This is a genomic window from Maritimimonas sp. 2304DJ26-3 (assembly GCF_056591635.1).
This window is the reverse complement of sequence record NZ_JBWQOK010000003.1, coordinates 435284-448661: the sequence shown is the minus strand read 5'-3', so window position 1 is coordinate 448661 and position 13378 is coordinate 435284. Positions and strand designations below refer to the sequence as shown.

Sequence of the window (13378 nt, the reverse complement as noted above, 5' to 3'; positions counted from 1 at the left end):
TCTTTAACACACAATTAACCAAAATTAAAACAAATGGAGAATGTAACTGTAAATGAAGGTAAAACAATGGCAATTATTAGCTATATTACTTGGATAGGCACATTAGTTGCTTTTATTATGAATAATGACAAAAAGAATGCCTTTGCAGCATTTCATATTCGACAAATGATTGGGTTAAGCTTATTATCTATTGTAAATAGTTTTGTAGTTTATAAATTTATTGGCTATGGAGCTTCTAGCGTTATTGGCATTAGTTTGTTAGTTTTATGGATTATCGGTTTTATTGGCGCGGTACAAGGTGAAGAGAAAAGTGTGCCTTTGTTAGGAGATCAATTTCAAGAATGGTTTAAAGGAATAGGATAAAACATTAGAAACATATATTTTTGGGTCGCACAAATTGTGCGATTTTTTTATTTAAAACATGAAACAATTATCGTTAGAATATTTAGTAAGACAGCCTAAAATAGATATAGAAAACTCTCCTTTACTTATCTTATTACATGGTTATGGTAGTAATGAGCAAGATCTATTTTCTTTTGCTGACGAATTGCCAGATGAATTATTAATTGTGAGCGCACGTGCTCCTCTAACATTAATGCCCAGTAGTTATGCTTGGTATGAGATACATTTTGACAATACAGATGGAAAATTTTCTGATATCCCTCAAGCAAAAACTGCAAGAGAAACAATTGCTAAATTTATAGATGAGATAAAACAAGAATTTAACGTAAATAATGATAATACTTTTTTATTAGGATTTAGTCAAGGAACCATTTTAAGTTATGCCGTGGCTTTAAATTATCCTGAAAAGGTACAACATGTGGTAGCACTAAGTGGCTACATCAATAATGAATTACTTCCTGAAAATTTAAATGCAACTAATTTCAAAAATTTAGATTTCTTTATTTCGCATGGCAGTGTAGATCAGGTACTTCCTGTTGACTGGGGTAGAAAAGCCAAGCCATTTTTAGATAATCTGAATATAGAAAACAGCTATCAAGAATACCCTGTGGGTCATGGTGTAGCACCTCAAAATTTTTATGCATTAAAAACCTGGATAGAAAAACGAATTTAAACTAAATGTCACTTCAAATGATCTCGATGATTTTCGGAATTGTATCGAGAAGTTTATATTATTACAAATGAAAAATATTAGAAAACACTTACTTATATCTACATTACTTTGTGTAACAACTTTTTTTGCACAAAACGACAATATCAACTGGAGTTCAGTACAATTGCAAACCAAATTTTCTGAAAAGATTACTTTTAACGTTAAACCTATCTTTCGATTTAATGAAGACTTTTCAAACTTTCAAAATGCTTCAATAGATATTTTTGCTAAATATAGCTTAGGTAAAGGTTGGTCTGCTCAATTACTATCTAGAACATGGTTTATACCAGATCAAAAGAATAGACAATTTATTTGGCCAGATTTAGCTTATAGTTTTACTAAAGGAAATTTTAAAATAGATAATAGAATTCGATATCATTTAGCTTTAGATATAAATGACCGTAAAGACCCAGATTTTATTAGATATGTTATTCAACTTACCTATAACAAGGGTAAAGTAAAGCCTTTTATAGGCATTGAGCCTTGGTTTCGTTTAAATGGAGTTGAGCAATGGCAACGCGTACGTTATATGCCGGGTGTAAACTGGAAAATAAACGACACCTATTCTTTATCCTTTACTTATTGGAAAGAAGATAGTATTAACTTAGAACCAAAAGTAAATACTAATATCTGGTTGGTAAACTTGTTGGTAAAAATTTAACACTATTGTTGATTCTCTATTTTTTTTGAACGAACTTCGTTTATTGACCGATATAATAAAAAAAACGCAACGATATCTAAACTATAAACGAAAAGTCAAAAAGTGCCTACAAAACCAAGTTTATTGGGTGTAACGTTCAGTCTCCAAGAAATTTTATTTTTCTTTTTAAACTTGTACTTATTATTATCTTTTAGGTAGTTATCTATACTATCAACAATAAAAACACTTAATGCAATGCCAAGACCTACATCTGTTAACCAATGTGAACCAGACCAAAGCCTAGATACTGGTGCTACCAAACCTGCAGCATAAATGCCTCCTTTTACCCATAAATTATCAAATTGCCGGGCAATAGCATGTGCTGTGGTAAATGATAAAATGGCATGCCCAGATGGTAAAGAATGAAAAGCACCTTCTTTACTAAATGGTTCAAAAACATCTTTACCAAGCCCAGTAGTAGGTCTTGCTCTACCAAAAGCATTTTTAGATATTGTTTGTATAAAACCAGCTGCTGTGGCTGAAGCTATCAATAAAACACCTGTATGTCTAACTTTTTCATTTCTGGTCAACAAACCAAATCCATAAATACCTGCCGAAATCATATAGTTGTTTTGCGGTGCTCCAAAATACCAACCAAATTCTTTTAAAATTTGAGGTGCGTCCTCTTCTTGATTGATAAAATACTCCGAGCCCTCTTCATCAAAACTGTATAAAATAGCGGTACCAAGTACTACACCTCCTAATTTCAAAAAATCATCGCCTTTCCAATGTAATGGTCGTGTATAGGCATGTTTCAACCCGCCAAAAGCAGTTTTTCCATCATACTTCATCATCTGCCAAATGGTTTTTCTCTCTAAGCTATCTCGCTGTTGCTGTTGTGAATTTGCAACGAATACACATAGCAACAATAAAATCGCAATTAAATTTTTAAAATTGGTAATCATGTATTTATAAAAACAATTAAACATTAATTTTTAATCCGTCATAGGCCAAAAGTACATTTTCTGGCAACTCTCTTTCTACTTCAGCGTGAAATCCTAATCGATGGCTAATATGCGTAAAATATGCCTTTTTAGGCTTTAATTCTGCTACAATTACCAAAGCTTCATCTAAATTTAAGTGTGTTGGATGTGATTCTAACCGTAATGCACTAATAACAAGCACATCTAGATCATTTAACTTTTCTTTTTCTTGATCTGAAATCGATTTGAAATCCGTTAAATAGGCAAAGTCATCTATTCTATATCCAAAAATAGGAATCTTACCGTGCATATATTCAACAGGAATAACTTCTTTGTCACCTAGTTTAAAGGGCTTGTTATACAGAATTTCTATCGAGGCACTAGGAGCGCCTGGATATCGATTGACCCTTGTAAAAATATAATAGAAACGTTGTTGTAAATTGTCAGTAATTCGTTCAGGTACAAATAATGGTACATCTCCCATTTTGTAAGTAAATGGCCTAATATCATCCAATCCTGCTGTATGATCAGCATGTTCGTGTGTAAAAAGTATACCATCGATACTATCTACATTCTCACGTAATAATTGCTGTCTAAAATCTGGTCCACAATCAACTATAAACCGAAAATCATTCCATTCAAGCATAATAGAACTACGTAACCTTTTATCCCTTGAATCATTAGATCGACAAACTGGGTGATCGATGCCAATAATCGGTATTCCTTGTGACGTTCCAGTACCTAAAAAAGTAACAATCATTCAAAAAAATTTCTCAAAAATAAAGCTAATTTATTTAATAAAATTAATCATTGTTAGTACATTTGTATCAAACAAAACACCACTAAAATGTCAATTACTCTTAAAGGAGATAAAGAAATTGAAAATATTCCTTCGGTTAAACGAAAAGCCCTTCGAATTAATCTAAATGAGTTTTTATACGGTACTTTTGCGGAGATCGGTGCAGGTCAAGAAACTGTTCGTAATTTTTTTAGAGCTGGTGGTGCATCTGGTACAATTGCAAAGGCTATGTCAGCCTACGATAAAGATTTCTCTGATGCTATTTATGGTATAGAAGCAGATAAGCGATATGTAACCGAACCCAGATTAAAAAGGATGCTTTCGCATGAGATTGAACTCATGGAAGATCGTTTAAGTAGAGATAAACACCCAGATAAATTATTCTTTACATATGCCAATACTGTTGCTACCATAGATTTTGCAAAGAAATTTAAAGGTCATGGTTGGGTTGGTGTAAAATTTCAGTTAGATCCTTTAGAAGATTATAACGAAATTGTAATGCATATTCGTTTTAAGCAAACAGATGCAAGACAGCAACAAGAAACATTAGGTATTTTAGGTGTGAATCTTCTTTACGGGGCTTTTTACATGAATGATAGGCCAAAAGATTTATTGAAATCATTTTATGATCACTTAGACAAGGATCAAATTGAGATCGATATGATTAACTTTTCGGGTCCTCGATTTATGTATGTAGACAATCGTTTGATGAGTTTACAGTTGGTTCGTAATGGTATGACCGATGCCGTAATGTTTGGGCCTGATGGTAATAATTTATTGCCAGCTCAAGAATTGTACAAGAAAAATATTCTCGCTTTACGTGGAAGCTTTAGACCTGTTACAAAGGTTAACATGGATATGTATGAAAAAGCATATGATATGTTTTTGCAAGAGCGCACTGTAGACGAAGAAAAAAGTCGAGTAATCTTTGAAATTACCTTAGCAAATTTAAGAGCTGAAGGCAAAATAAATGAACGAGACTTCTTAGATAGAGCAGAACTTTTATGCTCTCTTGGTCAGACAGTTATGATTACTAACTTTCAGGAATACTATAAGTTGGTAGAATACTTCTCTGAATTCACAAAGGCGCGTATGGCATTGGCTATGGGTGTGTATAATTTAGTTCAAATTTTTGACGAAAAATACTATCGCCACTTAAGCGGTGGTATACTCGAGGCATTTGGTAAACTATTCTTTAAAGATCTTAAAGTTTATTTATACCCGCTTAAAGATCAAGATAGTGGTGACTTTATTACAAGTGAAAATTTAAAAGTACATCCACGTATGAAAGAATTATATAAGTTCTTTAAATACAATGGAAAAATGTTAGATATTAAAGATTTTGATCCTGATATTCTTGATATCTTTTCACGAAAAGTATTAAAGATGATTGCCGAAGGAGAAGAAGGTTGGGAAGATATGTTACCAGATGGTGTGCCAGATATTATCAAAGAACATAGATTATTTGGTTTCTCCCGTAGACGCATAGTAGGGAAAAAGTAAGCTCACAACACATCTACAAAACTTCTAAAACTGTTAAAGACTAACACTGGCAAAAATATTTTCCTATATTTGCTTACGTTCAAGTGCTATCTACAGATTTTAAAGTTCTAATTTTCAATGTTTGAGGTTCACATCAAATAAAGATTATTGCAAATTTCTAGTTTATAGCTGTTTAGTTTTATCTCTACATAAAAATTAATTAATATTAATCAGTTATTGTTATTTAGAGTTAACAAGCGTAGAAAAAATTAAATAAACTTGATCTTACTTAAATCCCCGAATTAAAAAGGGCGAATCTTAACTTGATTCGCTTTTTATTTATCCAATATTTGAGTAGTGTGCTCTTTTGTCTTTACTTTAGTAATAATATCTTCTATAACACCATTTTCATCGATTACAAATGTTGTTCTATAAATACCATCAAATTCTCTGCCCATAAATTTTTTAGGCCCCCAAACTTTATATGTATTGATAACCTCTTTATCAACATCAGCTAATAATGGAAACGGGAAATCATGCTTATTAATCCAGTTTTGTTGCTTTCTAGCTGTATCAGCACTTACGCCAAGTAACTCGTAATTAAGCGACTGAAATCGTTTGTAGTTATCTCTCAAGTTACAAGCTTCAAAAGTACATCCTTCAGTGTTTGCCCTAGGGTAAAAGAATAAAACTAGTTTTTTTCCTTTATAATCTTCTAATTTTCTTAATACCCCAGCATTATCTTTTACAGTAAATTCCGGTGCTTTATCCCCTATTTTTAATGTTGTCATTATTTGTATTTTAGCTACGCTAAGATATGAATTATGACCAAAAAAGAACGTGTAGATTTTATAACTAATATACTAAGTAAACTATACCCAAACCCACCAATTCCGTTAGATCATAAAGATCCGTATACTTTATTAATTGCTGTTTTATTATCAGCTCAAAGTACTGATGCCAGAGTGAACACCATAACTCCTCTCCTATTTAAAAAAGCAGATAATCCTTATGATATGATAAAACTGTCTGTAGATGAAATTCGAGAAATTATCAAACCTGTTGGTCTTTCGCCTATGAAATCTAAAGGTATTTACGGGTTGTCTCATATTTTAATAGATAAACACAACGGGAAAGTACCAAAAAATATAGAAGCTTTAGAAGAACTACCAGCTGTCGGTCATAAAACTGCTTCGGTAGTAATGAGTCAAGCTTTTGGTGTACCATCTTTTCCAGTTGACACACATATCCATCGTTTAATGTATAGATGGAATTTAAGTAACGGTAAAAATGTAGTCCAAACAGAAAAAGACGCTAAACGTTTATTTCCTGTAGAAATTTGGAATGATTTACATCTTCAAATTATATATTACGGTAGAGAGTACAGTCCAGCACGAGGATGGGATTTAGAAAAAGATATTATTACAAAAACTGTGGGTAGAAAAAGTGTAATCAACGAATATTATAGAATCAAAAAAGGCTTCTGAAAATTTCAGAAGCCTTTTTCAACTAATTCAAATGAAACATAATAGGTTTCTCTTTTCTGTTTCTAACTACTTTAATTGACTTAGAGTAGTTTAGTAAAAATGAAACAGTTTCTTCTTTTGGGTTGAATTGCTTATTCAGCAATTCCTCAGTGTAAAGTTTATCCATAAAATCTTTTAATTTGTTGGGGTTTTAAAAGATAACGCAGAAAAACTTACTTTATTGTTAGTTAGTTAAAATTATTTTATTCTTATCAATAACTTTTCTCAAATTGATCAATGCATAACGCATTCTACCTAAGGCAGTATTGATACTAACACCTGTCTGTTCAGAGATTTCTTTAAAACTCATATCTCTATAAATACGCATCATTAATACCTCTTTTTGATCTTCAGGTAATTCATCAACTAAATTACGAACATCCATATGGATTTGATCTTTAATAATTCTTTTCTCAGCATTTAAAGAAGAATCACTTAACACAGAAAAAATATCGAATTCATCAGTATTTTTGAATGCTGGCATTCTATTATCTTTTCTAAAGTGATCGATTACTAAATTATGTGCAATACGCATTACCCAAGGTAAAAACTTACCTTCTTCGTTGTACCTACCTCTCTTTAATGTATTTATAACTTTAATAAAAGTATCTTGAAAAATATCTTCTGAGATATCTCTGTCTAGAACTTTAGAATAAATAAAACTGTAAATACGTTGTTTGTGACGACCAATAAGAATTTCTAATGATCTTTCGTTACCGCTAATGTAATTGCTTACTAAAACGCTGTCGTTTAATTGATTTGTTTGCATAATTCCCTTTTTTTAATTTTTCGAAGCTATGAGACTTCTTAATTAATTTTTGATAAAAAAGTAGAACTATACTATAAGCGTTTAATTTTTAAAGTTAGGGGGAGACTAGCTCCTTTTTTAATTTTGATCGCTATGAGTCGATCGGGACAAATATAAACACAAACTTTTTATATAAACAAGTTTTTTTGCAAAAAATTTTATTTAGAGTTAAATTTTTTTTCAGAAAACAAGTCATTATCTTTGCAACTATTTCTTATTTTAAAGGGCTTCCGTGAAGATAGATAACTTAAATCCAAAGGATTATATTATTATAAAAGGAGCAGCATTACACAACCTAAAAAACGTAAATGTTGCCATACCAAGAAACAAATTAGTAGTTATTACTGGCCTTTCGGGTTCCGGAAAATCAAGTTTGGCTTTTGATACTTTATATGCAGAAGGCCAACGTAGATATGTGGAAAGTCTATCTTCTTATGCACGTCAATTTCTTGGAAAATTAAACAAACCTAAAGTAGAATATATAAAAGGAATTGCTCCAGCTATTGCCATTGAGCAAAAAGTTAATAGTACAAATCCGCGCTCTACAGTTGGAACTTCTACCGAAATTTATGACTATTTAAAGTTATTATTTGCGAGAATTGGTAAAACCTTTTCACCAATCTCTGGTAAAGAAGTTAAAAAACATACCGTTTCTGATGTTATTAGTTATATAAAAGACTTTGAAATTGATAGTAAATTACTCCTATTAGCTCCAATAGTTCTAGATAATGGAAGAAAATTAGATAAAGTACTTGAATTACTAGCACAACAAGGATATGCCAGAGTCAAGGTAAACGATGAAGTTATAAGAATCGGTGATTATAAAGTAAATCAAAAGGATACAATATATTTAGTTGTAGACAGAGTTGTTGTAAAAAATGATGACGATGACTTTTTTAATAGAATAGCTGATTCGGTACAAACTGCATTTTTTGAAGGTAAAGGTGAGTGTATTATAGAAAATCTATCAGATACTAAGCAAAGAACATTCAATAATAGGTTTGAGTTGGATGGTATAACCTTTTTAGAACCTAATACACATTTATTTAGTTTTAATAATCCTTATGGTGCTTGTCCAACTTGTGATGGCTATGGTAATATAATCGGTATTGATGAAGATCTAGTTGTACCAAATACATCTTTATCAATTTATGAAAATGCCATTGTACCATGGAAATCTGAATCATTTAGGGAATATAAAGACACACTTATTGACAATGCATATAAATTTGATTTCCCTATTCACAAGCCATATTTTAAACTAACTGATAAACAGAAGAAATTACTTTGGGAGGGAAATGATCACTTTTATGGTTTAAATACATTTTTTAAACATCTAGAAGAAAAAACCTATAAAATTCAATATCGCGTAATGCTTTCACGCTATCGTGGTAAAACTAAATGTACAACTTGTTATGGTAAACGACTCCGTGAAGAAGCAAATTATGTAAAAGTTAATGATAGAACTATCACAGACTTGGTAGAAATGCCAATCAATGAAGTTTTAGATTTTTTTGGCGGATTAAAAGTTTCTAAGCATGACGAAAACATTGCAAAGAGGTTATTGAAAGAAATTAATAATCGTTTGCAGTTTTTATCTGACGTTGGCTTAAGCTATCTAACATTAAACAGAGCATCTAATACTTTATCTGGTGGCGAAAGTCAACGAATTAATCTTGCAACCTCTCTTGGTAGTAGTTTAGTTGGTTCTATGTATATTTTAGATGAGCCAAGTATAGGATTACATTCTAGAGATACCGAGCGTTTGATAAAAGTTCTTAAAGGATTACGAGATCTTGGCAATACGGTAATTGTAGTTGAACATGATGAGGATATTATGAAAGCTGCAGATCATATTATAGATATTGGTCCAGAGGCAGGTACTTTTGGTGGAGAATTAGTTGCGGAGGGAGATTTTAAGAAAATACTAAAGGAAAAAACCTTAACTGCAAATTACCTAAATAACAGCTTACAAATTAAAGTTCCAGAAAAACGAAAAAATTCCAAAAAATTTATAGAGATAAAAGGAGCTCGAGAAAATAATTTAAAAAATATTAATGTGCGATTTCCATTAAATGCCTTGACAGTGGTTACAGGTGTTTCTGGTAGTGGTAAGAGTACGCTAATTAAGGATATACTCTATCCTGCTCTTCAGAAAAAGTTATTTAATTACGGTAACAAACCAGGGCAGTTTACAGAACTAGTAGGAGAATATGAAGCCATAAGCAATATTGAATTTGTAGATCAAAACCCTATAGGGCGTTCGAGTCGTTCAAATCCAGTAACATATATCAAAGCGTATGACGATATTCGTGCTTTATTTACTACTCAAAAATTATCAAAAATTAGAGGATATAAAGCCAAGCATTTTTCCTTTAATGTAGATGGAGGCCGTTGTGAAACATGCAAAGGCGATGGCAAAGTTACTATTAGTATGCAATTTATGGCTGATGTACACCTAACCTGTGAAACCTGTGGAGGAAAACGTTTTAAGAAGGAAATTTTAGAAGTAAAATTCGAAAATAAATCTATTGACGATGTTCTACGGTTAACTCTAGATGAAGCCATTACCTTCTTTAAAGAGTATGAACAAAAGAAGATAATTAACAAATTGCAGCCCTTGCAGGATGTAGGCTTAGGTTACGTTCAATTAGGACAATCGTCTTCTACACTTTCAGGAGGTGAAGCTCAGCGTATTAAACTGGCATCTTTCCTTGTAAAAGGCACTACCAAAGATAAAACTCTATTCATTTTTGACGAACCAACAACTGGATTACATTTTCATGATATTAAGAAGTTGTTAGCATCTTTTGATGCTTTATTAAGCAAAGGACATTCAATCATTGTTATAGAACACAATATTGATTTAATTAAATGTGCAGACTATATTATTGATTTAGGTAAAGAAGGAGGAAAAAATGGTGGTTCATTACTTTTTGAAGGCACACCAGAAGAATTGATAAAATCTAAAGAATCCTATACAGCTGAATATTTGAAAGAAAAATTAATGCATTAAAAAATCGAAGCTTTCACTTCGATTTTTTAACATTTTGAATATCAGATAATTATTTTTCTTCTTTTTTCTTTCCTGCATTAGCAGCTTCTAAATTCTCTTTAGCCAATACAAATTCAGGTTCTAATCTAATTGCCTTCTGAAAACTTGTTTTAGCCGAAGCAACATCATCCATTGCAAATTGAACTAATCCTTTTAAATTAGCAATTGCTGACATTAATGAAACTTCTTGACTATGTTGTTTGTTAATGGGTGTAGATATTTTTACTTTACCGGTGTCATTTAACGACTCAGCTTTTTCAATTGCATTTAGCGCCTCCTTGTTCTTTTTCATCGAATAATAAATATTCGCCAATTTATACGCATGGTAATTATTATTAGATTTAGTTACCAATTTTGCATAAGACTGCGCAGCTTTGTCATAAGCACCTAAACCTTCTAAAGAAACAGCTTGCATTTCTAAAATATCTTGTTTACCACTATCTCTACTTAAAATATCTGTACAAACCATAAAACAAGATGAATATCTTCTTCCATTAAAATACAAATAAGCAAGGCTATCCTTATAAGTACTTGTAACACCTTCTTTTGCAATGATTTCATAGATACTATTAACAGCAACAGAATTATCACCATAAGCCAAAGCTTGTTTCATAATCAATCTATCAAGCGAAGTGTCTTTCTGATCTTGGGCAGTTATAGTAATTACGGTAAGTAATAATGTAATTCCAAAAATATAATTCTTCATAATCCTAATTTTTAATGCTTGCAAATTTATTTAAAATATTGAAAATTAAAAGGTAAAGTTTTCATAAATAAAATTGAGTACAAAAAAAGCCTCTCAACAATTGAGAAGCTTTGCCATCTGGGTGGAAGATGGGGCTCGAACCCACGACCCTCGGTACCACAAACCGATGCTCTAACCAACTGAGCTACAACCACCATGTGCTTTCGCGGATGCAAATATAATCTATTTACAAATTTAGGCAAATAAAAAATAAAATTATTGTTGCTTAATACTACTTATAACTACTTTTGCAATTCAATTTTGATCTTATGAATAACCTTACCCATTTTATATACGATTATCTCATTAAAATAGGCATGGCAGATACAACTGCTAAATACCTTAATATGGTTGCCTTATTAGCAATTTGCCTGGTGATAATCTTTATAATCGATTATGTAGTTAGAAGAATATTAAGAGGTATTTCTTATCGAATTGCCAAAAAATCAAAAACCAATTTTGATGATATCTTAATCACTAATAAAGCGCCTCGAAATTTCGCTCATATTATTCCTTTGATCTTAGCATTAGAATTTGTTCCTATTGTGTTTTCTGATTTTGATTATGCTGAAAACATCATTGAAAAAGGATTAGAGATTTTTGGCATCATTCTAACATTATGGATTGTTAGAAGCATATTGCATTCAATAAAAGATTATCTAAAAACATTACCAAACTTAAAAGATAAACCTATAGCCAGTTATATACAGGTCTTTATGATTTTCGCTTGGATGGCGGGTTTAATTTTGGCATTCGCAATTTTAACTGGTCAATCTGTGTTAAGTTTTTTTACAGCTCTTGGCGCTGCCTCAGCAATAATTATTCTAGTATTTAGAGATACCATTTTAGGATTTGTAGCTAGTATACAAGTTTCTATAAATGATATGGTACGTATTAGTGACTGGATCACTTTCGAAAAATATGGTGCAGATGGTGATGTAACAGAGATTACGTTGGCGACAGTAAAGGTTCAGAATTTTGATAAAACCATTACAACTATACCTACCTATGCATTGATTTCAGACTCTTTTAAGAACTGGAGAGGAATGACGAATTCACAAGGTCGTCGAATTAAACGGTCATTAAATATTAAAATGGATAGTATCAAATATTTATCAGAAAGTGAGATTAAAAACCTGGAGGAAATTCAATTAATATCTGAGTATCTAAGGTCTCGTCAGAACAAAATAAATGAATACAATTCCGAAAATAAAATAGATAAGAAATTACTTCTAAATGGAAGAAATTTAACTAATATTGGCGTTTTTAGAAAATATGCTGAAGAATATATTAACAATCATTCTGGTATTAATAAAAACATGATGATTATGGTACGTCAGTTAGCACCAACCACACAAGGATTACCAATAGAAATTTATGCTTTTAGTGTTGATAAACGTTGGGAAAATTACGAATATATTATGGCAGATATCTTTGATCACTTATTAGCAGCAGTAAAATATTTTGATTTGGAAATTTTTGAGTTGCCAACTAAGGTTTAAGCCTAGATTAAATTTTCTAAACTATTAACAGCAACATGACGTTCTGCTGTAAAACCTTCTGCATGCTCTACTCCTATCAATCTACCAAGATCTTGAGCCCTATATCGAATACTATCTAAAAAGTTTTTACTGGTAATCGGAGAAACAGGTTCTTTACTGGTTGGGTCATAAAATTGTGAACTATATGCTTGCACAGCTTCCATTTTCTTATCTATAAATCCTGAAACATCTACAACAAAATCTGGTTGCAAATTTTTCCACTGTATATACTGATATACATGCTTTGGCCTCCAGTGATCTTGCTGCTTACCATCTAATTCAGTTTCAATTCTTCGTAGTCCCGATAAAAAACAGGCATCACTTACTAACTTACTCCCTTTACCATGATCAATATGTCTATCTTCTATAGCATTACATAACACAATAGTTGGCTGGTGTTTGCGAATCATTTTTATGACTTCTAATTGATGTTCTTTATCATTTACAAAGAATCCATCTGCAAAAGCAAGATTTTCGCGAGTCGAAACACCTAAAATTTCCGCTGCTTTTGTAGCTTCTTTATCACGAATTTCAGCAGAACCGCGAGTTCCCAGCTCACCACGTGTTAAATCTAAAATGCCTACTTTTTTACCTAACGAAATTTCTTTAGCGATAGTAGCTGCACAGCCTAACTCTACATCATCTGGATGCGCCCCTATAGCAAGTATATCTAGTTTCATAATAT

Annotated in this window: 14 protein-coding genes and 1 tRNA gene; 7 read left to right on the top strand and 8 right to left on the bottom strand. The window is 31.7% G+C overall.

Annotation, left to right across the window (positions count from 1 at the left end; genetic code table 11):
- Positions 1-33: 33 nt before the first annotated feature.
- The 3 genes from AC1EUV_RS10750 to AC1EUV_RS10740 all read left to right on the top strand — a co-directional run bounded on the left by AC1EUV_RS10750 (position 34) and on the right by AC1EUV_RS10740 (position 1775).
- On the top strand, positions 34-363 hold the full coding sequence (locus AC1EUV_RS10750; RefSeq protein ID WP_480198710.1) for a DUF4870 domain-containing protein: 330 nt from the start codon (positions 34-36) through the stop codon (positions 361-363).
- 58 nt (positions 364-421) lie between these two features.
- The gene (locus AC1EUV_RS10745) at positions 422-1075 is read left to right on the top strand and encodes an alpha/beta hydrolase (RefSeq protein ID WP_480198709.1); all 654 of its coding nucleotides are present in this window, start codon (positions 422-424) and stop codon (positions 1073-1075) included.
- Between the two features lie 67 nt (positions 1076-1142).
- Positions 1143-1775: a DUF2490 domain-containing protein gene (locus AC1EUV_RS10740; protein WP_480198708.1), complete on the top strand. Its 633-nt coding sequence runs from the start codon at positions 1143-1145 to the stop codon at positions 1773-1775.
- Between the two features lie 95 nt (positions 1776-1870).
- On the opposite strand, the gene AC1EUV_RS10735 is transcribed toward AC1EUV_RS10740, so the two are convergent.
- Both AC1EUV_RS10735 and AC1EUV_RS10730 read right to left on the bottom strand, forming a co-directional pair.
- The gene (locus AC1EUV_RS10735) at positions 1871-2719 is read right to left on the bottom strand and encodes a phosphatase PAP2 family protein (RefSeq protein ID WP_480198707.1); all 849 of its coding nucleotides are present in this window, start codon (positions 2717-2719) and stop codon (positions 1871-1873) included.
- A gap of 16 nt (positions 2720-2735) precedes the next feature.
- On the bottom strand, positions 2736-3497 hold the full coding sequence (locus AC1EUV_RS10730; protein ID WP_480198706.1) for an MBL fold metallo-hydrolase: 762 nt from the start codon (positions 3495-3497) through the stop codon (positions 2736-2738).
- Between the two features lie 87 nt (positions 3498-3584).
- On the opposite strand from AC1EUV_RS10730, the gene AC1EUV_RS10725 reads away from it, so the two are divergent.
- Positions 3585-5039 carry a TonB-dependent receptor gene (locus tag AC1EUV_RS10725; protein WP_480198705.1) on the top strand — a complete coding sequence of 485 codons (1455 nt, stop codon included), beginning with the start codon at positions 3585-3587 and terminating at the stop codon, positions 5037-5039.
- A gap of 314 nt (positions 5040-5353) precedes the next feature.
- Here the strand turns inward: AC1EUV_RS10725 and bcp are convergent, their stop codons facing one another.
- Positions 5354-5809, bottom strand: coding sequence for a thioredoxin-dependent thiol peroxidase (bcp, locus tag AC1EUV_RS10720; RefSeq protein WP_480198704.1), 456 nt, complete (start codon positions 5807-5809; stop codon positions 5354-5356).
- A 33-nt stretch (positions 5810-5842) separates the two neighbouring features.
- Here bcp and AC1EUV_RS10715 point away from each other — a divergent pair, with 33 nt between their 5' ends.
- Complete coding sequence (locus AC1EUV_RS10715; RefSeq protein WP_480198703.1) at positions 5843-6505, top strand: endonuclease III domain-containing protein; 663 nt, start codon at positions 5843-5845, stop codon at positions 6503-6505.
- 22 nt (positions 6506-6527) lie between these two features.
- Here AC1EUV_RS10715 and AC1EUV_RS10710 read toward each other — a convergent pair whose 3' ends face one another.
- A complete protein-coding gene (locus AC1EUV_RS10710; RefSeq protein WP_480198702.1) occupies positions 6528-6671 on the bottom strand; it encodes a hypothetical protein in 144 nt (47 codons plus the stop codon).
- A 57-nt stretch (positions 6672-6728) separates the two neighbouring features.
- Positions 6729-7313 carry an RNA polymerase sigma factor gene (locus AC1EUV_RS10705; protein WP_480198701.1) on the bottom strand — a complete coding sequence of 195 codons (585 nt, stop codon included), beginning with the start codon at positions 7311-7313 and terminating at the stop codon, positions 6729-6731.
- Positions 7314-7584: 271 nt separating this feature from the next.
- Between AC1EUV_RS10705 and uvrA the strand changes: the two genes are divergently transcribed.
- Positions 7585-10368, top strand: a complete 2784-nt coding sequence (gene uvrA, locus AC1EUV_RS10700) for an excinuclease ABC subunit UvrA (RefSeq protein ID WP_480198700.1) — start codon at positions 7585-7587, stop codon at positions 10366-10368.
- Between the two features lie 49 nt (positions 10369-10417).
- On the opposite strand, the gene AC1EUV_RS10695 is transcribed toward uvrA, so the two are convergent.
- Both AC1EUV_RS10695 and AC1EUV_RS10690 read right to left on the bottom strand, forming a co-directional pair.
- Positions 10418-11113 carry a tetratricopeptide repeat protein gene (locus tag AC1EUV_RS10695; RefSeq protein ID WP_480198699.1) on the bottom strand — a complete coding sequence of 232 codons (696 nt, stop codon included), beginning with the start codon at positions 11111-11113 and terminating at the stop codon, positions 10418-10420.
- A gap of 119 nt (positions 11114-11232) precedes the next feature.
- Positions 11233-11308, bottom strand: a tRNA-His gene (locus AC1EUV_RS10690).
- 113 nt (positions 11309-11421) lie between these two features.
- On the opposite strand from AC1EUV_RS10690, the gene AC1EUV_RS10685 reads away from it, so the two are divergent.
- On the top strand, positions 11422-12654 hold the full coding sequence (locus AC1EUV_RS10685) for a mechanosensitive ion channel family protein (protein ID WP_480198698.1): 1233 nt from the start codon (positions 11422-11424) through the stop codon (positions 12652-12654).
- Between the two features lie 2 nt (positions 12655-12656).
- Here the strand turns inward: AC1EUV_RS10685 and bshB1 are convergent, their stop codons facing one another.
- A complete protein-coding gene (gene bshB1 / locus AC1EUV_RS10680) occupies positions 12657-13373 on the bottom strand; it encodes a bacillithiol biosynthesis deacetylase BshB1 (RefSeq protein ID WP_480198697.1) in 717 nt (238 codons plus the stop codon).
- Positions 13374-13378: the final 5 nt, after the last annotated feature.